The organism is Nostoc sp. 'Peltigera membranacea cyanobiont' 210A (assembly GCF_002246015.1).
Lineage (GTDB): Bacteria > Cyanobacteriota > Cyanobacteriia > Cyanobacteriales > Nostocaceae > Nostoc.
Window position 1 is genome coordinate 694,388 of the sequence record NZ_NOLJ01000002.1, and the last position, 23,128, is coordinate 717,515.

General features: G+C 42.6%; 23 protein-coding genes. 9 read left to right on the forward strand and 14 right to left on the reverse strand.

The annotated features are described in order from the left end of the window. The first annotated feature begins 30 nt into the window (after positions 1-30). Both CDG76_RS07890 and CDG76_RS07895 read left to right on the forward strand, forming a co-directional pair. Positions 31-255, forward strand: coding sequence for a type II toxin-antitoxin system HicB family antitoxin (locus CDG76_RS07890; RefSeq protein WP_094348485.1), 225 nt, complete (start codon positions 31-33; stop codon positions 253-255). After that, the gene (locus CDG76_RS07895) at positions 255-494 is read left to right on the forward strand and encodes a type II toxin-antitoxin system HicA family toxin (RefSeq protein WP_094348486.1); all 240 of its coding nucleotides are present in this window, start codon (positions 255-257) and stop codon (positions 492-494) included. Before CDG76_RS07890 ends, CDG76_RS07895 begins: the two co-directional genes overlap by 1 nt. Before the next feature lie 295 nt (positions 495-789). On the opposite strand, the gene CDG76_RS07900 is transcribed toward CDG76_RS07895, so the two are convergent. Both CDG76_RS07900 and CDG76_RS07905 read right to left on the reverse strand, forming a co-directional pair. Beyond that, on the reverse strand, positions 790-2,502 hold the full coding sequence (locus tag CDG76_RS07900; protein ID WP_094348487.1) for a diflavin flavoprotein: 1,713 nt from the start codon (positions 2,500-2,502) through the stop codon (positions 790-792). A 160-nt stretch (positions 2,503-2,662) separates the two neighbouring features. After that, positions 2,663-4,387, reverse strand: coding sequence for a diflavin flavoprotein (locus CDG76_RS07905; RefSeq protein WP_094348488.1), 1,725 nt, complete (start codon positions 4,385-4,387; stop codon positions 2,663-2,665). A 109-nt stretch (positions 4,388-4,496) separates the two neighbouring features. On the opposite strand from CDG76_RS07905, the gene CDG76_RS07910 reads away from it, so the two are divergent. Continuing rightward, complete coding sequence (locus CDG76_RS07910; RefSeq protein ID WP_190240789.1) at positions 4,497-5,345, forward strand: pantothenate kinase; 849 nt, start codon at positions 4,497-4,499, stop codon at positions 5,343-5,345. A 119-nt stretch (positions 5,346-5,464) separates the two neighbouring features. Then, entirely contained in the window at positions 5,465-5,911 is a 447-nt protein-coding gene (locus CDG76_RS07915; protein WP_223265173.1) for a hypothetical protein, read from the forward strand. Between the two features lie 2 nt (positions 5,912-5,913). Here CDG76_RS07915 and CDG76_RS07920 read toward each other — a convergent pair whose 3' ends face one another. Both CDG76_RS07920 and CDG76_RS07925 read right to left on the reverse strand, forming a co-directional pair. Then, positions 5,914-6,756: an alpha/beta fold hydrolase gene (locus CDG76_RS07920; RefSeq protein WP_094348490.1), complete on the reverse strand. Its 843-nt coding sequence runs from the start codon at positions 6,754-6,756 to the stop codon at positions 5,914-5,916. A gap of 199 nt (positions 6,757-6,955) precedes the next feature. Next, complete coding sequence (locus CDG76_RS07925; RefSeq protein WP_094348491.1) at positions 6,956-7,450, reverse strand: NUDIX hydrolase; 495 nt, start codon at positions 7,448-7,450, stop codon at positions 6,956-6,958. Positions 7,451-8,165: 715 nt separating this feature from the next. Between CDG76_RS07925 and CDG76_RS37150 the strand changes: the two genes are divergently transcribed. Then, complete coding sequence (locus CDG76_RS37150) at positions 8,166-8,333, forward strand: hypothetical protein (RefSeq protein WP_012412073.1); 168 nt, start codon at positions 8,166-8,168, stop codon at positions 8,331-8,333. Positions 8,334-8,505: 172 nt separating this feature from the next. Here the strand turns inward: CDG76_RS37150 and argH are convergent, their stop codons facing one another. From argH to trmD, 8 genes are all read right to left on the reverse strand, one after another. After that, on the reverse strand, positions 8,506-9,891 hold the full coding sequence (gene argH / locus CDG76_RS07930; protein WP_094348492.1) for an argininosuccinate lyase: 1,386 nt from the start codon (positions 9,889-9,891) through the stop codon (positions 8,506-8,508). 104 nt (positions 9,892-9,995) lie between these two features. Next, positions 9,996-10,202, reverse strand: coding sequence for a hypothetical protein (locus tag CDG76_RS07935; protein ID WP_094348493.1), 207 nt, complete (start codon positions 10,200-10,202; stop codon positions 9,996-9,998). Between the two features lie 106 nt (positions 10,203-10,308). Beyond that, entirely contained in the window at positions 10,309-11,097 is a 789-nt protein-coding gene (gene larB / locus CDG76_RS07940) for a nickel pincer cofactor biosynthesis protein LarB (protein WP_094348494.1), read from the reverse strand. Positions 11,098-11,176: 79 nt separating this feature from the next. Beyond that, the gene (locus tag CDG76_RS07945) at positions 11,177-12,958 is read right to left on the reverse strand and encodes an ABC transporter substrate-binding protein (RefSeq protein WP_094348495.1); all 1,782 of its coding nucleotides are present in this window, start codon (positions 12,956-12,958) and stop codon (positions 11,177-11,179) included. A 24-nt stretch (positions 12,959-12,982) separates the two neighbouring features. Beyond that, on the reverse strand, positions 12,983-13,582 hold the full coding sequence (locus CDG76_RS07950; RefSeq protein ID WP_094348496.1) for a PIN domain-containing protein: 600 nt from the start codon (positions 13,580-13,582) through the stop codon (positions 12,983-12,985). A 9-nt stretch (positions 13,583-13,591) separates the two neighbouring features. Further along, complete coding sequence (locus CDG76_RS07955) at positions 13,592-14,104, reverse strand: hypothetical protein (protein ID WP_223265174.1); 513 nt, start codon at positions 14,102-14,104, stop codon at positions 13,592-13,594. 55 nt (positions 14,105-14,159) lie between these two features. Further along, positions 14,160-14,645 carry a 2-C-methyl-D-erythritol 2,4-cyclodiphosphate synthase gene (gene ispF / locus CDG76_RS07960; protein ID WP_094348497.1) on the reverse strand — a complete coding sequence of 162 codons (486 nt, stop codon included), beginning with the start codon at positions 14,643-14,645 and terminating at the stop codon, positions 14,160-14,162. A gap of 17 nt (positions 14,646-14,662) precedes the next feature. After that, complete coding sequence (gene trmD / locus CDG76_RS07965; RefSeq protein ID WP_094348498.1) at positions 14,663-15,394, reverse strand: tRNA (guanosine(37)-N1)-methyltransferase TrmD; 732 nt, start codon at positions 15,392-15,394, stop codon at positions 14,663-14,665. A 538-nt stretch (positions 15,395-15,932) separates the two neighbouring features. Here trmD and CDG76_RS07970 point away from each other — a divergent pair. Continuing rightward, positions 15,933-16,796 (forward strand): cyanophycinase, encoded by an 864-nt coding sequence (locus CDG76_RS07970; protein WP_094348499.1) that lies wholly within the window; start codon positions 15,933-15,935, stop codon positions 16,794-16,796. Positions 16,797-16,967: 171 nt separating this feature from the next. After that, entirely contained in the window at positions 16,968-19,673 is a 2,706-nt protein-coding gene (cphA, locus tag CDG76_RS07975; protein WP_094348500.1) for a cyanophycin synthetase, read from the forward strand. A gap of 48 nt (positions 19,674-19,721) precedes the next feature. On the opposite strand, the gene tatA is transcribed toward cphA, so the two are convergent. Continuing rightward, positions 19,722-19,895 carry a twin-arginine translocase TatA/TatE family subunit gene (gene tatA / locus CDG76_RS07980; RefSeq protein ID WP_094348761.1) on the reverse strand — a complete coding sequence of 58 codons (174 nt, stop codon included), beginning with the start codon at positions 19,893-19,895 and terminating at the stop codon, positions 19,722-19,724. 81 nt (positions 19,896-19,976) lie between these two features. After that, positions 19,977-21,380, reverse strand: coding sequence for a serine/threonine protein kinase (locus CDG76_RS07985; protein ID WP_094348501.1), 1,404 nt, complete (start codon positions 21,378-21,380; stop codon positions 19,977-19,979). Between the two features lie 93 nt (positions 21,381-21,473). On the opposite strand from CDG76_RS07985, the gene cbiT reads away from it, so the two are divergent. Together cbiT and CDG76_RS07995 are read left to right on the forward strand one after the other, a co-directional pair. Then, positions 21,474-22,076, forward strand: coding sequence for a precorrin-6Y C5,15-methyltransferase subunit CbiT (gene cbiT / locus CDG76_RS07990; RefSeq protein ID WP_094348502.1), 603 nt, complete (start codon positions 21,474-21,476; stop codon positions 22,074-22,076). Positions 22,077-22,222: 146 nt separating this feature from the next. Next, the gene (locus CDG76_RS07995; RefSeq protein ID WP_094348503.1) at positions 22,223-23,110 is read left to right on the forward strand and encodes a phosphatidate cytidylyltransferase; all 888 of its coding nucleotides are present in this window, start codon (positions 22,223-22,225) and stop codon (positions 23,108-23,110) included. Positions 23,111-23,128 lie beyond the last annotated feature (18 nt).

A 23,128-nucleotide genomic window follows, 5' to 3' on the forward strand; every position in this document is an offset into this window, starting at 1 on the left:
CTGCTTGTGACCAGACTACAGCAAAAACCAATGAGAGCAATCAAAATTATTGTTGAAAAACATAATGACGGTTACGTAGCCTATCCGTTGGGTATCAAGGGGGTTGTAGTTGGCGAAGGTGACAGCTATGAAGAAGCACTAGCTGATGTTAAATCTGCTATCCACTGCCATATAGAGATATTTGGTCAAGAGGTTTTAGAACAGGAATCACCAGTTCTAGAAGCTTTTGTGGCGGAAGCTGAGGTTCCTATTTAATGGTTAAATTCCCAGTAGACGTACCGAAAGCTAAAGTAATTAAGACATTGGAATTTCTGGGATTCACTGTTATTAGAGAACGGGAACATATTGTTATGGAACGAGAAAACGAAGATGGAACAAAAACCCCACTGACTATGCCTAACCACTCTCAAATTAAAGGTTCGACGTTGAGATCCATCTGTACTCAAGCGGGTATCTCAAGAGAGGATTTTTTATCTGCTTATGAGCAAATCTGAAAGGCTGCGTTCCATTTTCACTCAAAACACTTTAAAAGATACAGTCACAAATATATTCTTTAACTAAGCGATCGCATTTCTCCAGAGAAGGTTATCAATACACGATTCGTGAAAACAAGATGATATGCTGATCGCTCTCCAAGCTTCTACTTTTGGCCTCTGAACTCGGAACTCCGAGATGATAACTCGACACTTCAGTTTTATAGAGACGAATGGAGTTTAGAGAATAGTTTTACACTACCCTCTAGCATCTCACTTCATGCCCCATGCCCAATTCCCAATTCCCAATTCCCAATTAATAATGAGTTGCCGACTTGCGATGATGGACGGCTGTAACGCCATCATTATCTAACAATTTGCCGCTCTCGACAGTTGCATAAACCAGCCAGTGGTCGCCAGATTCCATCCGATTTTGTACGGAACATTCGAGATATGCTAGGGCATCCGTAAGTATGGGAGAACCACTTTCTGTTTCTTGGGCGGCGACATCAGCAAATCGGTCTTGTCCTGGGCCAAAAGGTTTAAGGAAGTGCTTCATCAATCCCAAGTGATTGCCTTCTTTAAGGATGTTGAGGACAAATTTGTTTCCTGTATGCGTCAGTGTTTCCACTGCCCGATCTTTGGCGACGGCGATGGTTAAACCAGGTGGATTAAAGCTGGCTTGAGATACCCAAGAAGCTAACATGGCACTGGAGCGATCGCCTTCTTTTGCTGTAAGCACGCAAAGAGAACCTACAATCCGACCAACTGCTTGTTCTACATTTGTTGCAGGTTGACTTGGCGATCGCACTTTTCTCGCTTTCTTCAGTGCTTGGGCAAAGTCGGTTCCAGCTTCTTCACATAATTGTAAGGTGGCATCGTCGGGTTTGAATTTTACGCGGATGGTATCAAAACCAAACCGATAGCCAGCATCTTTTAATTTACTTTCAATTAAATCAACTGCTTCCCCACTCCAGCCAAAGGAACCAAAAGCACCGGCGAGTTTATTGTTAGTAGCGGTGGATAGGACAATTCCTAAAGCTGTTTGTACGGGTGTCGGTGCATGACCGCCGAGAGTAGGAGAACCGATGATGAAACCACCAGCTTTTTCCACAGCCGCCCGGATTTCTTCTGGTTCAATAAACTCGCAGTTAATGGATTCTACGGCGACGCCAGCTTTTGTAATGCCACGAGCGATCGCTTGGGCTAATGTGGCTGTATTTCCATAAGCTGATGCATAAATTAGCGCTACTGTCAAGTCAGCAGAAGTTTGCTGTTGACTCCATTCCCGATAAGCTTTGGTTAAGTCGATTAAGCCATAGCGTACTAAAGGCCCGTGTCCATTGGCATACATTCGCACGGGAAAATCAGCAAGTTTATCCAGTGCTGTTTCAACTTGACGGGCGTGGGGAGCCATGAGGCAATCAAAATAATAGCGCCGATCCTCGTTATATACTTCCCATCCTTCATCAAATACCTGATCTCCACAAACATGCGCCCCAAATAACTTATCTGTGTACAAAATTTCTGTTTGTGGATCGTAGGTACAAAGTTGATCTGCATAGCGGGGATTGGGGATGGGAATAAATTGTAAATTATGCCCGTTACCTAAATCTAGAGTTTCTTCGCCGCGCATGACAAGAATTTGCAAATCTGGATTTTCCAGCGCCGCACGTAAATTTCTCGCCCCTGGATTAGAACACACAAAGGTGATTTGCGGGGCAATTTCTAACAAAGCTTTCAAAGTTGCAGCGCGGTTAGGATTTACATGTCCCAAAATTACATAATCTAAATCTTCGAGATGGAAACGTTGCTGCAAAGCTTCTAAATAAATTTCCGTAAACGTTTCCCCTGGAGGATCGATTATGGCAGTTTTCTCACTTTCGATTAAATAAGAATTAGCAGTTGTACCCTTAGCAAGAGCATATTCAATTTCAAATCTCAGCCTTGACCAACTGCGCGATCGCAGTATTCTCGTATTTGTAGCAATGGGAACAACTTGAACGTCACGGGGTTTATTTGTTGACATGGCTGAAACAATTTTAGATTTTAGATTTTAGATTTTGGATTATTAATTCAACATCTAAATTCGGGATATTAAGTAGGAAGGGCTATACTGCACAAATGCTTTATTGAGTATTTTTGGATTTTGGATTATTAATCTTAAATCCAAAATCCAAAATCCAAAATTAATAGTGGTTTCCAACTTTACGGTGATGCACAGCAGTCAAAGCATCTGGTTTAGAAACTCGTCCAGCGTAGACGTTGCTGTATACTGCCCAGTGGTCGCCGCAATCCATTCTACTAACGACTTCACACTCCATGTAAGCTAGGGCGTCATTGAGGATGGGCGCACCATTTTCGGCTGGCTGAGTTCTCACACCTTCAAAGCGATCAGCACCAGGAGCGAACCGTTTCAAAAAGTGTTTCATTAGTGGTTGGAAATTACCTTCTTCTAAGACGTTGAGAACAAAGCGATCGCCTACTTGCATAAGTGATTCAATTGCCCGATCTTTGGCGACTGCAATGGAGAATCCCAATGGTTTAAAGCTAGCTTGAGCAACCCAAGAGGCTAACATGGCACTGGATACATCGCCTTTTTTAGCAGTAATAATATATAAGCCGCCACTGATTCTACCTAGTGCTTTATCTAAGTCAGCGCCAAGAGATTTCATAGCTTTGATGCTGCGATCGCGTGTTACCCATTGAGCTAAGTCTGTACCCGCTTCTTCACACAGTTTGTAAGTATTTTCCGTAGGCGTTTGTTTAATCCGAATCGCTGGAAAAACTGTTGTCAAACCCAAATTGCGGAATTTACTCACCAAAGGATCTATCGGCTCATCATCGCCACCGCCACTTTCAAACACGCCAATAGCTTGCTTTTCTTTGGCAGATCCTAAAACTGTGCTGAGTGCAGCTTGGATACTAGCAGCACCAGAAGCCGGAGGTAAACCAACGATTAGTCCAGCACAGCGGCTAACTAGTTCCCGCAGTTCTTGTAAATCTACTTCAGATCCCAAATCGACAATTTCCACTGCTACACCGGTTTTACCGATACCGTTGGCAATTGCTTGGGCAAGGCGATCGCTATATCCGTATTCAGAAACGTAAAATATCCCAATTGTTGTTTCTGCCTTGGTTTGGCTTTGGCTCCAAGTGCGATAACGTCCAACTAGTTCTTCAACATTGTGAGATAATAATGGCCCGTGTCCTGTGGCAATCATGTCGATGGTTTTCAGTTCTGCCATCCGCTTCAGGGCAGACAGAACTGACCGAGCATTCGGCCCCATCAAGCAATCGTAGTAGTAATGAAAGTCTTCTTCGATCGCTGCCAAGTTTTCATCAAAGGTGCTATCTGAGCAATAGTGCAACCCAAATGCATCGCAGGTGTAGAGAACTTTTGTTTTGTGGTCAAAGCTGAAAATGGTATCCGGCCAATGTAAATTTGGAGCAATCACGAATTCAAATTCATGCCCATTGCCCAAATCTAAGCGATCGCCATTTTTCACAATCCGCCGCTTAAATGGTTGATGTACTAAATCTTCAAGAAACTGAATCGCCACTTTAGAACCGACAACGGTTATTTCTGGAGCCATTTGCAGCAAATCTTTAACTAAACCGCTATGGTCTGGCTCAGTGTGGCTGATAATTAAATAATCAATCTCTGTTGGGTTGATTAGTCCAGTAAGCGTATCAAAATATAGTTGACGAAACTTTTCGTGGGAGGTATCAACTAAGGCAGTCTGCTCTCCACAAATGAGAAACGAGTTATAAGTAGTACCGTTTTGCAGACCAAACTCAATATCGAAGCGATCGCGATCCCAATCCAAAGAGCGAATAGCCGTCGTCTCTTGAGCAATCTCTACAGTCTGTATGGTGAGCCGTTTTTCAGTTTTTTCGGTGAGTGCTACCATAACTCCCTCCTTGACACAATGAGTATTTGTTCCTCTTCTTTTATTGTGACACGGCTTGAATGTTAATTTTTATTAAAAAACCTATAGTTGACTTAAAAAAGTTAAAAGTGTGAAACCGCAGAGGCACATAGAGGAAATTTGGCTAGCCTTGGAAATTGGTAATTCTCGGCTGCATTGGGCATTGTTTTTTGGCGAGACACTTTACTCAGCTTGGGATACCGACTATTTTCCTCAGTCTGTCATAGAACATCTAGCTGAATGTCAAACCCTAGATGATTTATTGCTAGCAATTTCTCCACCCGATCAACAAAGTAATTTTCTCACAAATACTTCACCCCTTTGCACTTTTGTCTCTCTGCCCCCGTGCCCTCTTCTCCTCGCCTCGGTAGTTCCCAGCCAAACTGCTATTTGGCAAACTTACCCAAATACTCACGTTATTACCTTAGACCAAATACCACTAAAAGGAGTGTATCCCACATTAGGAATTGACCGCGCTTTAGCTTTGTGGGGTGCGGGGAAAACTTGGGGTTTTCCGATGTTGGTGATTGATGCTGGTACAGCGCTAACTTTTACAGCTACGGATGCGAATGAGTATTTAGTTGGAGGTGCAATTTTGCCAGGATTAGGTTTGCAATTTGCAACACTTGGTCAACAAACAGGACAATTACCATTAGTGGAAATGCAAAATTTTCCGTCTCTACCACCACATTTTGCTCTCAATACTACAGAAGCAATTAAAAGTGGAGTAATTTACACAGTATTAGCTGGAATTAGAAATTTTATTGAAGCATGGTGGGATTTATTTGCTGATGGAAAAATTGCGATTAAAGGGGGCGATCGCACTTTATTAATTAACTATTTGCAAGCTTTATATCCTGAAATTGCAGCACGTTTAATTGTGGAACAAAATTTGATTTTTTTGGGAATGCGCGAAATAGTAATGGAGAATAAGGAATAGGAATCCAATTTTTCCCGGCAAAGAGACAATCCAAAATCCAAAGCCCAGATAGCATAGAATTAAAAGAGAAGTTTACCCCTAAATAAACTATTCCCAAAACTTCACAGCTAGATGTAATTATGCAGCACTTGGATGCCCTTTCTTCAGCAGAATTGCTAGTAGTTAGGGCAAAAATCGATGCCTTGATTGAGGGACAATCGTTGCCATTGGGTAAAGTTATACCACCTTTGTTTCCTTGGCGTAACGTTCGGAACACTGAAAATATTGCATATCGTGGGAGTTTTAGTAGATTTACATTCATTCATAATGATAATAACGATGTAGACATCCTTGCTGCACTTGCAACCATAAACACACTTGGAACAAATGCAACAAATCTCTTGCCAACCTGGTTACGAGAATCAAGGCAAAACCAACTTGCCCAATTTTCTGAATCGGAAGCAAAAGTGGATGATACCTTAAAAAAAGTAATAGGATTGGTTGACGAATGGATAGCTGATGAATCGGGATATGATGAACAAAGTTACCCACAGATTGAGACAGGCTTGAATCCAAACCGGATGTAAAGCTAGTTTAATTCGTTGAAATTATGGATTTTTAAAATACCTTGAATAAACTCCTGAATTTCGGTCGCCACAACCTCAGCACAAGATTCTGGTAAATCGTTTCCAGCATGGGCAACCATTTTTAACTCGACTTTCGGTATCAGTTGAGCATAAACACGGCTTCTGGCTAAAGCATCTGGTGTATCTTGTCCACCTTGTAAAATAAAAACTGGGACATCTATCATATAAAGCTGCTTTTGCAGTAATTCCGCCTCAATTTCTACTTGTCGCCGTTTGAAAAGTAACTGGCAACCTATGGGATACGGCAATAGCGATTGACGCAACTGTAAGTCTTGTGCAATTTTTTCATGCCAACCCAGGATTTTAGTCAAGGGAGTTAGCGATCGCAACAATTTAACTACTAGTGGTGGATAATTCAATAATCGCCGCATCTTCCGGCAATACTCTTCTTGTCCTGCTATCTCCACGCCCTCTGGTGCTACCAATACCACACCATCAACTTTCTCTGGATACTTTAAAGCATAGCTAGCAGCAATCCAACCCCCAAGAGACTGCCCCACTAAATATACTTTTTCTAGCTTCACAGCTTGCAAAAATTCAGCTAGACATTCAACTTGTAAATCTATCGAATGGTGGATATTGGGATTTTCTGATTCACCAAATCCTAACAAATCAGGTGCAAAACAATGAAAATCTTGTGCAAGGGATTCCATCACAGATAACCATTGACTGCTCTCATTCCAAGCCCCATGTAAAAAAATTATAGGAGTTTTTTCACCAACTTCACGCCAGAAAAGTAGCCCTTGAGAGAGCTTTCTCCGGGAGTTACGGAATAGTGTATCCATTTTATTTAGTAGTTAACTTTTAGCACCATAATAAATAGTCATTAGTTATTAGTCATTAGTCAAATTACAAACACAAAGATGTGGTGCGATTCGTTTAGCGTCTCCTTGGGGGAGCCTCTCGTAGAGAAGATTCCTTAAATCATAACTTTGGTGGCAAATGACCAATGACCAATGACAAATGACAAATGACAAAATATTATTATGCCAGTGTTGTCAAGCCATTCAAGTAGTCTTGCAACTGCCTAGTATGGTCGTGAGACATCTTTTCTGAAGGTAGTAAACTGGGAGAGAAAGCTTGGATTTCCATGACTTCTAAAGTGTCTTGAATCTCCATTGTCCCATACACTTCGGCTTCAACCACAATACAAATTGAATGGATTCTGGGATCGCGGTCTGGTGCAGAGTAAACTCCTACCAAACGGTTAATTTTCACCAATTCTAGCCCGGTTTCCTCCATCAATTCCCGGCGAACTGTATTGGGAATATCTTCTCCCCAATCCACAATCCCTCCAGGCAATGACCAAAGACCATTGTCGCGCCGCCGGATCAGTACAATCCGACCATCGGGTAAAATTGGGATGATACTAGTGCCAGTAATGGGATGACGAAATATTATACCCAATACTGTTTGTCCAATACGCCATAAGCTACGTGTGGACTCTACAGCTGCCGGAAAAAAAGCAATAACGTTCAATCTTCAAAATTTATGTGTTGTATTCTATAGTTCCCTACCACTTACATAGGCTCAACTAATAAAATTTTTGCTGAGTTTTGTTTTATACAAAAATGTTTGTGGGTTGAGATTTTATTCTCACGATTTACGTAGAATATTATCAATTCTAACATCAAGTTTCAATAGAAGCACTGTGTTTATATATACATAATATTTCTTGAATCAGGTAAATTTTCAGTTGATAGCTAGCATTAGTGCTGTTGAAACTAGCTGTTACTAATAGATTTTTAGAACACATTAAAAGAAATAATATGAATAATAAGTCAAAATCCAAAATTATGAATTCTGAATTTATAAGAGGCAATTAAGTAGGGTTTAAAACCTACAATTAATTAAAGATAGCTAAATCAAATATTTAGACTCTATGCTTAAACCCACCGATGCCTTCTGAATTATTTCTTGATAATATTGGTTTGTTTCAAGAACAACAACTAATGAGCTAATTTCCAATCTATTAAATAGATTAGAATCTCAGAAAAGATATTTTTCGTCTTGCTACCAGGGAAAATTCATAATTTTTATTGACAAATTTAGGTATAATGCGATAGACTAGTACACTGTTTAAAGCGTATTTATTGCTGCACTAGGTTAAAAGTATATCAATAACATTGGTAGCTAATATTGCCTACGTGATGCCTAGTTGCTACTTTTTTGTTGTTTATTAATAGAGGTGAACATGGCCAAGCGCCGTAACCCGAAAAAAGAAAAGGCGCTACGTAACCAGGCGTATGCCAGAAAGTTTCGTAAACGGACTACGACAGGAAGAATGCAGAGAAGGTTCCAACAAAGACCACCAAAGAGTGAAGAAGAAGAAGGCGCAGCAACAGCAGCTGACACTGACTAAGCTGCTTGCCTAAATCCTTATTGTTTGGGTTATTTACCTTTTGGGGCGCACATTTATTTGTACGCCCTTATTTATTTTTGGGGATTGGGGCATTGGGCATAGAGAAAAGACAAGGGAGACAAGGGAGAGATTTATTCAAAAACTCCCCCTTGTCTCCTTTTCCCCAATTCCTCTATTGAGCAATTTGGGCACGGGCGGCTGTAAGTGCTTTGTTTACCTGTACAAAGCCAGTACCTCCGTAACTGTTGCGCGCAGCAACAACTTGACGGGGGGATATCGCCTCATAAATATCTGCTGCAAATGCCGGATGTAGTTGTTGCCACTCTTCCAATTTCAAATCTTTTAGGAGTTTACCTGCGGCAATACTAGTTTTTACCACTTTACCCACAAGGTTGTAAGCTTCCCGAAAAGGAACGCCCCGTGCTGCCAGATAATCTGCTACATCGGTAGCATTAGAAAAATCTTCTGCCACAGCTGATGCTAACCGTTGGGTACGAAATTCTAAGCCTTCCCTGAGCAAAATCGTCATCGCTTCTAGAGACGCTTTGACTGTATTAACGCTATCAAATAGACCTTCTTTATCTTCTTGTAAGTCTTTGTTATATGCCAGAGGTAGCCCCTTCATAATCACTAACATCGCCTGGAGATGACCGAATACACGTCCCGTTTTCCCCCGCACCAATTCTGGGACATCGGGGTTTTTCTTTTGGGGCATGATACTGGAACCCGTAGCACAGCTATCTTTGAGGGTGACAAAGCGAAATTCTTCAGATGACCAAAGAATGACTTCTTCTGCAAGGCGGCTGAGGTGAACCATAATCAAGCTAGCAGCACACAAAAATTCGATCGCAAAATCGCGATCGCTCACTCCATCGAGGCTGTTAGCATAAATATCGTCAAAATTCAAGAGTTTGGCTGTGTAGTGGCGGTCAATAGGGAAAGTCGTTCCCGCTAAAGCACCACATCCCAAAGGTGAAATATTCACGCGGCGAGAAACATCTCCTAAGCGTTCCCAGTCACGTTGCGCCATTTGAAAGTATGCCAAGAGGTGATGAGCTAAACTCACGGGTTGGGCGCGTTGGAGGTGGGTATAGCCAGGAATCAGGGTTTCAACGTGCTTTTCGGCTATATCTAGTAAAACACCTTGAAATTCTCGCAATTCGCTTTTGATTTGTTGGATTTGGTCACGGAGGTAGAGTCTGGTATCAGTACCAACTTGATCATTACGCGATCGCGCTGTATGCAGCTTTTTACCCACGTCGCCAACAATTTCTGTCAGTCGGCCTTCAACTGCAAAATGTACATCTTCAGCATCGACACCGGGCTGAAATTTTCCCTGGCTGTACTCTTGGCGAATTTGTTCTAAACCGACAACCAGTTGCTCTCCTTCTTCTGGGGAGATAATGCCTGTGTGAGCAAGCATTTTGGCATGAGCTTGAGAACCAGTCAGGTCGTATTCGATTAATTCAATATCAAAACTTATACTGGCATTAAAACGAGCGATCGCTGGATGCAACGCTGATTCAAACCGCTGGCTCCAAGTTTCTTTTTTGGTCATAAATTATGAAAAGAGTGGGCGAGAGTTAAGAGTTAAGAGTGAGGAGTTATGAGTTTTTGACTCCTAACTTCTCACTCCTCACTTTTAACTCCTAACTTTTAAATTTAACCGTAGCTAGTTAGATTCCGAATCATATAGCCAATGACTAAACCAATCAACAATGCCCACACTTGACCTGTTTGTATAAAGTGGCTCCAAGCTTTTTGCATCTGACCCATAACGTTTGGATCGGTGATTGTTTGTGCTAATGCTGTCAAATTTACAGGCAAATGCCAAAGTAACTGAGATGTCAAATCGCTGTAATTACTCATCTTTGGTGATTAAGAAGTTAGGGGTGGCAAATTTCAGCATCAGCTTATTATTTACATTAATTACTGATATTTACTGAAATATTGGATGTAACTTCAATGTCTTAACTCAAGATGTAGCCGATGCCAACCGCAATTTCTCGGCTGTCCGCAAAATTTGCCCCGCCAAAACTGCTGCGCCAAAACCATTATCGATATTTACTACGCCTACTCCCGCAGCACAAGAGTTAAGCATTGTCAATAGAGGTGCTAAACCACCAAAACTTGCGCCATAACCAATGCTGGTGGGTACGGCAATCACGGGACAACTCGCTAAACCTGCGACAACGCTGGGTAAAGCGCCTTCCATCCCAGCTACGACAATCAACACTGATGCTGACTCAATCAGGTGACGGTTACTTAATAAGCGGTGAATTCCCGCAACGCCAACATCCCAGAGACGCTGTACTCGAAAACCAGAAAGTTCAGCAGTGACAGCTGCTTCTTCAGCAACAGGTAAATCGGCGGTACCAGCAGAAAGAATGCCAATTTCACCCTGGAATTGTGGTTCGATGGTAGGGGGAGCGATCGCACAAATTCGCGCCGATTCGTAATATCGCAAACTGCTAACTTTTGATTCTAATACGGCATAAACTGCTGGTTCAATCCGAGTCGCCATCACCACCGGATTACGGAGACGCATCACCTCCATAATTTGAGCAATTTGATCGGGAGTCTTACCAGGGCCCCAAATCACCTCTGGGAAACCAGTTCTTAGCTGGCGATGATGGTCAATTTTGGCAAACTCACCCACAGATTCATAAGTTAAGTCTTTGAGGGAGTCTAATGCCGTATCTGGGGTAACTTTACCATTGGCAACCGCAACGAGTAGCGATCGCAAAGTTTTTTCATCAGTCATTTGTCATTTGTCCTTTGTCCTTTGTCATTTGTCATTTGTCATTTATTTTTATCTGCAAGTAATGACCAATGACTAATAACTAATTTGTTATTTTAATTTCATGAATGTTCCAGAATGCGCCACCAAGTGCAGAGTATTGGATGCCTTCAAAGCGATTACGCACTGCTGACATTGATAAAGCGTTAACTAGATAAATAAACGGTAAATTTTCTTGGGTAATCTTTTGGGTTTCGGCATAAATTTCTTTCCGCTTTGCTGGATCTAATTCCCTTGCTCCTTGAATGTATAACCTAGCAATTTCTGCTTCCCAAGGAGCCACTTCCCAACCTTGCACTGGCTTTTGTCCAGCTTGGGGTTTCTGATTAAACATGTGTAATCCACCTTCGGGAGACCAGACATTAGCCCCATCATTTGGTTCTAACCCACCAGTCAGACCCAGCATAGAAACTTCCCAGTCTAATGAATTTGACAGCTTATCTGTGTAAGTATTCCACGCTAGAGGAGTGAAATCGACTTGAATACCAATTTTACTCAGGTCTTGTTTAATTTGCGATCCAATTGCTTCGCGGATTTTGTTACCAGCATTGGTAAGCAACGAGAAGCGAACTCGGTTTCCTTGAGCATCAATTAGTTGGTTGTTGTTATATTTGAATCCTGCTTTTAGTAGCAGTTCCTTCGCCTTTTCTATATTGTAGTTATAAACTTTTAGGCCTTCTTCTGGCGACAAATAATAAGGGCTTTGCACAGAAATTGGCGAATTTTGTGGTTTACCTAAGCCACGAAAAGTGTTGTTAATCATTGTTTGCCGATCAATTGCATAGGCTACTGCCTGCCGAAACTCTACAGTATTGAACCAACGCGATTTAACTGGATCGACCAGCGGTTTTCCATCCCTTTTACCTTTATTTAAATTGAATAAAATAAACGTCGTACCAGTTGCTGGGCCACCATTGAAAATTTTGAAATTTCCCTGCTCTTCTTGCACCTTTAGCAAAGAAAAATAATCTGGTGAGACTCCCACAGTATCTAATCCACCAGAACGAAATTGTAGCAAGGAGGTATCTGTTGATTCTACAATTTGCCACACAATCCGTTCAATATAAGGCTGGGATTCTCCCTTTGGCCCTTTGCGCCAATAATAGGGATTGCGCCTGAACACTACACGCTGGCTGGTGTCGTAGCGCTCTAGTTTGTAAGGGCCGTTAACGATAATTTGATCTGGAGGAGTATCAACACCCCACTTTGACAAAAATATGGGCTTACCCTCTTGGTCTTTTGTCTTGATAAATGGTTCTAGGGTGTGAGCAGGTAAAATTGGTAGTCCTAGAGTTCCCAAAAATGGTGCAAATGGTTCTGGAGTTGTGAATTCAATCCGTTGAGTATCGATTTTTCGTACCTTTGGTAAAGCCCGACTTTCACCAATGCGTAGCACATCTCTAGCATCTGCGGGAATCGCTTCGTTCAGGTAAATTTGGTTGAAGGTAAATATTACATCATCTGCTGTTAAGGGTTCCCCATCAGACCATTTCAATTCCTTACGCAAGGTAAAAACAAATCGCAATTTGTTATCAGAAATTTCCCAAGATTCTGCTAAAGAAGGCTCAATTTTGCCAGTTATGGGGTTTTCAGAAGTTAACCCTTCATAAATCAGAGGAAAAACATTCGGAGATTCCTGACTCAAAGGGTAGTTAAAGGTTTTGGGATCGCTGAGAATGGCACTGACCAATTGCGGCATTTGAGCAGCTGCACTTTTAAAGTTAGCGGGGTTGCAGGCGGTAAGTGTAAGTGCTGTTGCTGAAGTCAAAATTATTGGCAACCAAAAATATTTAATTGCCAGAAATATTTTTCTAAAAGATTTCATACTTTCAATACGCGAGTAGTGTCATTAATTTGATTGAGATTGTAGCCAACCAAGGAAGTTTTGGGTTTTATTGAAATACTGGATTTCTCTATCTCGTAAAATCTCTAAAACTTCACGTCTGCCAAATTCTTTAGAATTGCTACTTAAAAATACTTTATTTTCATTAGGATGTAAGCCAGCATGAAAAATTATACATTCCAAGATTATTCTATCTATAATGTGCTTCTCAAAGATTGCTCTATTTAAGGTTAATTGAAAAATATCTTTACTTAATATAATCATTTCTGATGTATTGATAAGCCGATTAAAAGCTACATCAAAACGTTCTTTAACTTCATTACTTCTTTGAAGAAAGCTAATTCTTGATTTCTCTAGGTGAGACAGTAGTGATCGTGCATTGCTTGAATTATCTCGCTCTGCTTGATTAATTTGTATATCTAAATTTCGGAGAAAATCTAAATTATATTTTTCTTCTTGTTCTAATGTTGTCAACGATTCTACAAAACAAATACTTGGCACTACGATACGTAGAGATGATGGTGGATTTTGCAGTAATTCTTGTGCTTGTGAATCTTGCCCTTTAGCAATACTCATCAAGAAATTAGTTTCAACGTAAATGATCACTACACAACATTAAGAAATTTCAGTTGTTCCATCTTCTATTAATTGCAATAAACCAATCTTTGCCATTTCCTTTGTGAAAGGTGGTATTGCCGATTTCCAATGATATGCCAAGTCACGTAGCCAAGCTTCTGTAAGACCTTTAAGATAAAGACTAAATATCCTTTTGTCGCGGAATTTTGGCTCGTAATGACTCAGCACATCAGCAGTATTAAAGCAGACAATTGGCTCTGATAAATTATTGCCATCCCATTTTACAATTTGAATTTTATCTACATCAACAAGCATGGCAAATGGAATCGCTATCTTTGCAGCTTGCAGGTAATCGATTAGCCGTAAATTAGCATAATCTTGGGCTTTTGTTTCTTGAAATTTTAAGGGGAAACCTTTAACTTCAGCTATGAGAATAATTTGCCCCTCTTTGTCGAGGGCGACAATATCGGGAAAGTCTACATCTTCTAAGTTTGTAGCTTGCATGGTTCTAATTCCCCACCAAGTTAAGCTTTGTTTAACGCTATCAATCATTTATTTCCATCCTAATCAGTCTTGAATATCTTTGAATCAGCGGCTAAAACAAAAGTTACTCTGAAGCAACTAGTAAGACAACAGCATAAGCACATATACCTTCTTCCCGTCCAACGGGGCCTAATTTTTCATTGGTGGTAGCTTTAATACCAATTTGATTTGGTTCTAATTCTAAAACCGCCGCTAGTTTGTCACGCATATTGTGAATATGCGGTTTTAATTTTGGACGTTCTGCTACTATCACCGAGTCAATATTTCCCACCTGCCAGCCTCGATCGCGAATCAGTTGATTTACTTGAGTTAATAGTATTAAACTATCTGCTCCCGCCCATTGAGGATCGCTAGGCGGAAAATAATGACCAATATCCCCCAAAGATAATGCCCCAAGCATGGCATCCATAATCGCATGGGTTAGTACGTCAGCGTCACTGTGCCCCAACAAACCCAGTTCATGGGGAATTTTAATTCCACCTAAAATCAAAGCGCGATCGCTCACCAGTTGGTGAATATCGTAGCCGTTACCAATACGAATTTTAGTCATTAGTTATTAGTCATTGGTCAAGAGTTAGAAATGAAATTATTATTCTCTCCCTGCTCCCCCTGTTCCCCCTGCTGCAATTTCTCCAAAAGATCGGGGCGGCGATCGCGGGTTTTTTGAATTTGTTGTTCGTAACGCCACCGGGCGATCGCTGCATGATTCCCACTGAGCAAGACATCAGGCACTTTCAAACCGCGAAAATTCGCAGGGCGAGTATATTGGGGATAGTCCAACAACCCTTCCTCAAAACTTTCTGCTATGAGGGACTCAGTTTTGGCCACAGTTCCTGGGAGCAGCCGCACGACGCCATTAATCAAAGCCATTGCTGGAATTTCCCCACCAGTCAGAATAAAATCGCCCAAAGATACTTCACGAGTTACCAAATGTAGCACCCTCTCATCAACTCCTTCGTAATGCCCACAAATAACTACTAACTGGTCATAATTTGTCACCAATTCTTTCAAAAGAGGTTGATTAATTGTTTGACCCTGGGGACTCATCAAAATTACTTCTCTTCGGGATAGAATCGGCAGCGACTCCACAGCGGTAAAAATAGGTTCTGGCTTCATTAGCATCCCAACACCACCACCGTAGGGTTCATCATCTACTTTTCGGTGTTTGTCAGTGGTAAAGTCCCGTGGATTAATCAGATGCACTTCAGCAATCTGTTTGGCTAAGGCTTTACCTAGCAGCCCAGAATTGAGAACAGAGTTAAAACAGTCAGGAAAAAGCGTAACTATATCAAAGCGCACAGTTATTCGTATTCGAGGACACTAATCTTAAATTTGAATGTCTAGCAAACACCAGCAAGCCAAGGTCGGGTTAAACTCCAGTTAAACTTTATCAATAGTATCTAAAACTACCAGACCTCCTGGATTTTAGATGGGATCAAAAGTTTTTCTAATTACTTAATTTATGTTTAAATGTTGTCACAACTACATTTAAATTAATAATCATATCAAGTTAACAACTTCCAGGATGCATCGAGCCAGCCTCAGAAAAAAGCGTAGTCTTAACTGCTCTTCCCCAACCCTAAAGGGGGAATATAGCCACTTAAAGACTATTTTGCCCTGCTACAAGTGGACAGGTGAAAAACAAGGCGCTGGCTTTGAGGAATGTGAACAAACACGTTTAGACTGAGGCAACGCGAGCGTTAAGCGAGAATTTGGAGAGTGGCTGACCCAGTTCCAAACTTCCAAAAAGTGTCCTCTCGAAAGTTGCAAAGTGCAAAAACTATCAGGCAACTGAACCTTGTTAAATTCACCTGAAGTTGTTGACAGGAGAACCAAAATGCCGCAATTACAAGCTAAATCGCTAGAAATGAGGACACCCCAAGCAACTAAAACCGCCGTTCTGGTTATCGGAGGTGCAGAAGATAAAGTTCATGGGCGCGAAATCCTACGAACTTTTTTTGGACGCGCCGGTGCTAGTAAGGCTTATATTACAATTATTCCATCTGCCTCTCGCGAACCTGCCATCATTGGTGGTCGGTATATTCGCATTTTTGAAGAAATGGGTGCCCAGAAGGTAGAGATTTTAGACATCCGCGAACGAGAACAGTGTGAAGCCTCCCAGATCAAAGCATCCTTAGAAGCCTGTAGTGGGGTATTTTTGACAGGAGGAGACCAGCTGCGTCTTTGTGGCGTATTGGCAGATACGCCAGCAATGGAAATTATTCGCCAGCGGGTGAGGGCGGGGCAACTGACGTTAGCAGGCACCAGTGCAGGAGCGGCGGTGATGGGGCATCACATGATTGCTGGCGGCGGTAGTGGAGAGACGCCCAATCGTTCTCTAGTGGATATGGCAACGGGTTTGGGATTTATTCCTGAAGTAATCGTTGACCAACACTTTCACAACCGTAATCGGATGGGGCGACTGATTAGTGCGATCGCAGCTCATCCCGATCGCTTAGGTATCGGCATTGACGAAGATACTTGTGCTGTGTTTGAACGTGATGGTTGGTTACAAGTCATGGGCAAAGGCAGTGTAACTATTGTTGATCCCACTGAGCTAACCCACACCAACGAACCCCACGTCGGCGCTAATGAACCCTTAACCGTACATAATTTACGTCTCCATATCCTCAGCTACGGCGATCGCTTCCACTTGTACCAGCGGACTGTATTGCCTGCTGTACACCGAATCTCCAGCTGACGGGATAGAGTATCTGAGGTTACACTGAGTTGACCGCACATTTATTTCTTACCGTAGAAAAATGATAAGAATACCATGTAAAGAGAAAAAACTGTTTGTGATGAACAGTTTAGCGGTCAATTCCAGTAAGAAACTAGAATTTTGGTTCCGAATCTCCATCTACCTATTCCCATGAGAATCCTCAAGATCCAGACATTACGCGGCCCAAACTATTGGAGCATTCGACGCCACAAACTGATCGTCATGCGCCTCGATTTAGAAACCCTTGGCGAGACGCCCTCGAATGAAATCCCTGGCTTTTATGAAGGATTAGTTGAGGCGCTGCCGAGTCTGGAGGGTCACTATTGTTCGCCTGGCTGTCGCGGTGGTTTTCTGATGCGAGTCAAAGAAGGCACTATGATTGGCCACATAGTGGAACACGTAGCCTTAGAACTCCAAGAATTAGCTGGTATGCACGTCGGCTTTGGTCGCACCCGCGAAACTGCCACACCCGGAATTTACCAAGTAGTAATCGAGTACCTGAATGAGGAAGCGGGACGCTACGCTGGACGAGCCGCAGTAAGGCTGTGCCAGAGTATCGTTGATCGAGGCCGTTATCCCAAAGCAGAATTAGAGCAAGATATCCAAGACCTGAAAGACTTCACCCGTGATGCTTCTTTAGGCCCTTCCACCGAAGCGATCGTCAAAGAAGCAGAAAAAAGAGGCATTCCCTGGATGTCCCTGGAAGCCCGCTTTTTGATTCAGCTAGGCTACGGCGTCAACCAGAAGCGGATGCAGGCGACAATGACTGACAACACCAGCATTCTGGGTGTAGAACTAGCTTGCGATAAAGAAGCCACTAAACGTATCCTCGCTGCGGCTGGTGCGCCAGTACCCAGAGGTACAGTAATCAACTTCTTAGACGATTTAGAACAAGCCATTGAATTCGTTGGCGGCTATCCCATCGTTATCAAGCCACTAGATGGCAATCATGGACGTGGGATCACCATTGATATCAGAACTTGGGAAGAAGCTGAAGCCGGATATGAAGCTGCCAGACAAGTTTCCCGGTCAATTATTGTCGAAAGATATTACGTTGGACGTGACCACAGGGTACTGGTGGTAAATGGGAAAGTAGTAGCAGTAGCGGAACGTGTCCCGGCTCATGTCATCGGCAACGGCAGATCCACCATCTCCGAACTAATCGAAGAAACCAACCTTGACCCGAATCGCGGTGAAGGACATGATAACGTCCTGACCAAAATTGAACTAGACCGCACCAGCTACCAGTTGCTAGAAAGGCAAGGTTACACCCTAAATAGCGTGCCACCCAAGGGTACTATTTCTTATCTCAGAGCCACGGCAAACTTGAGTACAGGTGGTAGTGCCGTTGACCGTACCGATGAAATTCACCCAGAAAATCTTTGGTTGGCACAACGAGTTGTCAAGATTATCGGTTTGGATATTGCTGGACTCGATATTGTCACCACGGATATTAGCCGTCCTCTGCGGGAAGTTGATGGCGTGATTGTTGAAGTTAATGCCGCTCCCGGTTTTCGGATGCACGTTGCCCCAAGTGTTGGTATTCCCCGCAACGTCGCTGGCGCAGTCATGGATATGCTGTTTCCTAACGAGCAATCTAGCCAAATTCCCATCCTCAGCATCACGGGTACTAATGGCAAAACCACCACTACTCGACTACTAGCACATATTTATAAACAGACGGGCAAAGTAGTAGGTTATACGACTACCGATGGGACATACATCGGTGATTACTTAGTAGAATCTGGCGATAATACAGGTCCCCAAAGTGCCCACGTCATCCTCCAAGATCCAACAGTAGAAGTAGCAGTACTGGAAACGGCTCGCGGTGGCATTCTCCGCTCTGGATTAGGCTTTGAAGCCGCAAATGTAGGGGTGGTATTGAATGTAGCGTCCGACCACTTAGGAATCGGCGATATAGATACCATTGAGCAGTTAGCTAACCTCAAAAGCGTAGTAGCGGAAGCTGTATTCCCTGATGGCTATGCTGTACTTAACGCCGACGATCGCCGCGTCGCCGCTATGTCAGAAAAAACTAAAGCTAATATTGCTTACTTCACCATGAACCCCGATTCGGAATTAGTGCGGAAGCACATCCAAAAGGGTGGAGTAGCGGCAGTATATGAAAATGGCTATTTGTCAATTGTTAAAGGTGATTGGACACACCGCATAGAAAGAGCCGAAAATATACCTTTAACAATGGGCGGACGTGCGCCGTTTATGATTGCCAACGCTTTAGCAGCAAGTTTGGCAGCGTTTGTGCAAAACGTCACAATTGAACAGATTCGGGCTGGTTTGAAGACCTTCCGGGCTTCAGTTAGCCAAACACCGGGACGAATGAATCTATTTAATTTAGGAAACTACCATGCTTTGGTGGACTATGCCCACAACGCAGCCAGTTACGAAGCTGTAGGTTCCTTTGTGCGGAACTGGACTACAGGACAACGGATTGGCGTAATTGGCGGGCCAGGCGATCGCCGTGACGAAGATTTTGTTACTTTGGGTAAATTAGCAGCACAAATTTTTGATTACATCATCATCAAAGAAGATGATGATACACGGGGACGACTACGGGGATCAGCTGCCCAGTTGATTATTCAAGGCATCACGGAAGTTAAGCCTGATAGCCGCTATGAATCAATTCTGGATGAAACCCAAGCGATCAATAAAGGCTTAGACATGGCTCCTGATAACAGCCTGGTGGTAATTTTGCCAGAAAGTGTTACTCGCGCGATTAAATTAATTAAGCTGCGTGGTTTAGCCAAGGAAGAGACACACCAACAAAATCCCGGTACAACTGTCATCGATTCCCAAAATGGGATCGCACCTTCTTCTGTTGTTAATACCTTGCTGTAGCGAGTAATCAGGAGAAAGCAGTGTGCTGGCTCCTCCTGACTCTTTTAATTACTGTTTTTCTTCTTCCTGATTGGTTTCCTCACTGGGAGTTTTCATCTCCTCCTTAAAACCTCGTAGGGTTTTGCCCAGTGCAGTTCCCAGTTCAGGAATTTTTTTTGGGCCGAAAATTAGAATAGCGACTATGCTAATTACAGCTATTTCTGGCCATCCCAGTCCAAACATATAAATTTCCTCTAAGGCATCTGTAATTAAATATAGACATTGATGGCTCACATCCCATAAGTTTGCCATTGATGAGCGCAACTAACTTCTAATTGGATTGGTAATTGGCAAACCTAACCAATCGCTTAATTCCTGAGCTAGCCATTCCAGTTCTGCTTCAGATTTAATTGCACCACCACTACCACCAAGCTGATATTTTTTTACTCCTACCCAAATATCCAATTGTGCGGGAACGGCACTTCTAGTGCCTTCAGAATCTTTAGTAAAATGTTTGGGAATGTAAACTAACTTATTAATACTTTGTCTTGGCAATGCACGGGGACGATAAAATTTCCAAGCAAACAACTCCCAGGTTAGGGTTATTTGTTCGGGATTCAGGCGTAAGCAGATGCGTCCAAATAAATGAAAGAAAAATTTATACCCCATCATAAAGCCAGCACCCCAAAATGGAAGTGAAAACAAGGCAAAGGGGATGTTGACAGGAAAAGGTGCTGAGAGTGCGCCAATTGTCCAAAATAAGATAAATGAATTCCAGACGATCGCAAATAAACCTGTAAATATTATTGATGGATCAAAACCAGATGGTGGAACGATAATTTCTAAAGAATCCCCATTTTTGGTTAGTTGAATCTTACTCCCATCTGGTTTGCCAACAATCAAAGTAGGTAAGTTTGTCGGTTGTGGTTTCTCTAAAGCTGCCATCGCTTCGGTAGCAGAACTTAAACGCCGTTCTAAATTAGGTTCAATCATCCACTTTAACCAATTGCTAAAGCTGGGACTGAGATTCGCCAGTTGTTCAAACTGAATGCGAAAATCTTTTTGGGGTAAATCGGCTGGGTGAGTACCCGTCACCAAGTAAATTAAAGTTGCGCCTAAACTATAAAGGTCTGATGCTGCAACAGTGCGTCCGCCAAATTGCTCTGGTGGCATATAGCCATAGGTTCCTACCACAGTTCTTGTCCCGGTTTCGCTAGCTAAAACTGTCTGTACTGAGCCAAAATCTACTAAATAAACTTGACCGACACTATTTCCAGAACGCTCCCCCAATAAAATATTGCTAGGCTTAATATCACGGTGAATTACAGGCGGATGTAGTTCATGTAGGTAAACGAGAATCTTTAAAAGTGCTTTAGCTATCTGTTTGATTTCAGTTTCTGTAAAAGTCCGTCCAGCTTGTAAGTATTGCTCTAAAGTTTGTGCAGGGATATAAGTTTGTACTAGAGCAAATCCTTTGATGGTTGGTAAATTTACCTCAAAATAGTTTAAATAGCCAGGAATTGAGGGATGTGCTAGGTTTTTTAAAGTTTCGGCTTCTCGCTCAAACAACTTGAGTGAATCCCACTCAAAATCACTACTAAAAGAGAGTAACTTGATGACAACTAATTCCTGAGTTTGCAAATCACGAGCTAATAGCGTCCGCCGCCCTGCTTTTTTTCCTAATAGCTGCTGAACTTCGTAGCGATCGCTTAATATTTCACCAATCATTATGTTTTCTTGTAATGCTACGGTTGAAAAGTTTTATAGCTGATAGCTTTTCAATTTGGCAAATCGATATCTTTAGTATAATTGCGTAATTCTATGCTCTCCCAACTTTGGCCTTATATTACCCCAGGTATTCCCGATGACTTGTTTGAGCATTTGCCAGGAATTCCCCTGAGCCAGCGAGAAGTCCGACTGCTATTGATTTCTCAACTGCGGCTAAAATCAGATTCTGTGTTGTGGGATATTGGCGCAGGGACGGGTACAATTCCGGTAGAGGTGGGGCTATTGTGTCCAGGCGGACAGATTATCGCTATCGAAAGGGATGAAGAAGTAGCTAATTTGATCAAGCGTAACTGCGATCGCTTTGATGTAAAAAATGTCGAAGTTGTTGAAGGCAGCGCCCCAGAGTGTTTACATGACCTCAAGATTACCCCTCACCGTGTTTGTATTGAGGGAGGTCGCCCCATTCAAGAAATACTGCAAGCAGCTTGGCATTATTTGCCGCCATCCGGTCGGGTTGTAGCCACAGCTGCTAATCTAGAAAGTCTGTATGCTATTTCCCAAAGCTTTTCCCTATTAAGGGCTAGAAATATCGAAGTCGTCCAATCTGCGGTTAACCGCCTAGAGACACGCGGCTTTTCTCAAACCTTTACCGCCGTCGATCCCATTTTTATCCTCAGTGGTGAGAAACTGGATTAGGGAATGGGGACTGGGGACTAGGGACTAGGGACTAGGGACTAGGAAAAAGTTTTCCAAATAAATACCTAATACCCAGTACTCAATTCCCAGTACCCAGTACCCAGTACCCAATCCCTAGTACCCAGTACCCAATCCCAAATACTTCTATGCCTTGGTCTCGGATTATAAGTGGAATTGTTGCGATCGCTCTTGCTCTTTCCGCAACCCTTTTGGGGGGTTGGTACTTTACCATCATCTTTGCGGTCATCATCTTTTTGGGTCAACAGGAATATTTTAATTTGGTGCGAGCCAGAGGCATCGCTCCCGCCGCTAAAACCACTATGGGTGTCAGCCAAGTCTTGCTGGTGATTTGTACCCTTGATGGCAGTTTAGCTGACGCTGTGATGCCAATAGCTGGCACACTTATTTGTTTTTACTTGCTGTTTCAACCCAAATTTGCCACGATCGCTGATGTTTCCGCTTCTATTATGGGGCTATTTTACGTCGGTTATTTACCAAGTTACTGGGTGCGGTTACGAGCAATTGATAGTGCTGCTTTTAGTAATCTCCCTTTCGGAGGTTACTGGCCCACAACCTGGACAGATTTCTGGGAAAAGGCAAATTCCGCTTCTTTAGCACAAGGTTTTACAGCCACACTACTAACTTTTTTGTGTATTTGGGCAGCTGATATCGGTGCTTATACCATTGGCAAATTCTTTGGAAAAACCCGTTTGTCTGATATTAGCCCGAAAAAAACAGTCGAAGGCGCTGTCTTTGGTATTACTTCAAGTGTTGCCGTAGCCATAGCAGGAGCTTATTATCTTCACTTGCCTAAATCCCCCTTCACAGGTTTAGCATTAGGTTTGCTGATTGGTATTGCTAGTCTTTTAGGGGATCTTACAGAATCTATGCTCAAGCGGGATGCTGGAGTTAAAGATTCTGGGCAGTTAATCCCCGGTCATGGTGGTATTTTAGACCGTACCGATAGTTATATTTTTACTGCTCCTTTGGTTTACTATTTTGTGACATTACTTTTGCCACTACTTAGTAAATAGGTGAGTTGGGAATTTGGA

Coding starts and splice junctions, on each gene's coding strand:
- CDG76_RS07890 (WP_094348485.1), top strand. CDS start 31: ATGAGAGCAATCAAAATTATTGTTGAAAAACATAATGACGGTTACGTA.
- CDG76_RS07895 (WP_094348486.1), top strand. CDS start 255: ATGGTTAAATTCCCAGTAGACGTACCGAAAGCTAAAGTAATTAAGACA.
- CDG76_RS07900 (WP_094348487.1), bottom strand. CDS start 2,502: ATGTCAACAAATAAACCCCGTGACGTTCAAGTTGTTCCCATTGCTACA.
- CDG76_RS07905 (WP_094348488.1), bottom strand. CDS start 4,387: ATGGTAGCACTCACCGAAAAAACTGAAAAACGGCTCACCATACAGACT.
- CDG76_RS07915 (WP_223265173.1), top strand. CDS start 5,465: ATGCAGCACTTGGATGCCCTTTCTTCAGCAGAATTGCTAGTAGTTAGG.
- CDG76_RS07920 (WP_094348490.1), bottom strand. CDS start 6,756: ATGGATACACTATTCCGTAACTCCCGGAGAAAGCTCTCTCAAGGGCTA.
- CDG76_RS37150 (WP_012412073.1), top strand. CDS start 8,166: ATGGCCAAGCGCCGTAACCCGAAAAAAGAAAAGGCGCTACGTAACCAG.
- argH (WP_094348492.1), bottom strand. CDS start 9,891: ATGACCAAAAAAGAAACTTGGAGCCAGCGGTTTGAATCAGCGTTGCAT.
- CDG76_RS07935 (WP_094348493.1), bottom strand. CDS start 10,202: ATGAGTAATTACAGCGATTTGACATCTCAGTTACTTTGGCATTTGCCT.
- larB (WP_094348494.1), bottom strand. CDS start 11,097: ATGACTGATGAAAAAACTTTGCGATCGCTACTCGTTGCGGTTGCCAAT.
- CDG76_RS07945 (WP_094348495.1), bottom strand. CDS start 12,958: ATGAAATCTTTTAGAAAAATATTTCTGGCAATTAAATATTTTTGGTTG.
- CDG76_RS07955 (WP_223265174.1), bottom strand. CDS start 14,104: ATGATTGATAGCGTTAAACAAAGCTTAACTTGGTGGGGAATTAGAACC.
- ispF (WP_094348497.1), bottom strand. CDS start 14,645: ATGACTAAAATTCGTATTGGTAACGGCTACGATATTCACCAACTGGTG.
- CDG76_RS07970 (WP_094348499.1), top strand. CDS start 15,933: ATGCCGCAATTACAAGCTAAATCGCTAGAAATGAGGACACCCCAAGCA.
- cphA (WP_094348500.1), top strand. CDS start 16,968: ATGAGAATCCTCAAGATCCAGACATTACGCGGCCCAAACTATTGGAGC.
- tatA (WP_094348761.1), bottom strand. CDS start 19,895: ATGTTTGGACTGGGATGGCCAGAAATAGCTGTAATTAGCATAGTCGCT.
- CDG76_RS07985 (WP_094348501.1), bottom strand. CDS start 21,380: ATGATTGGTGAAATATTAAGCGATCGCTACGAAGTTCAGCAGCTATTA.
- cbiT (WP_094348502.1), top strand. CDS start 21,474: ATGCTCTCCCAACTTTGGCCTTATATTACCCCAGGTATTCCCGATGAC.
- CDG76_RS07995 (WP_094348503.1), top strand. CDS start 22,223: ATGCCTTGGTCTCGGATTATAAGTGGAATTGTTGCGATCGCTCTTGCT.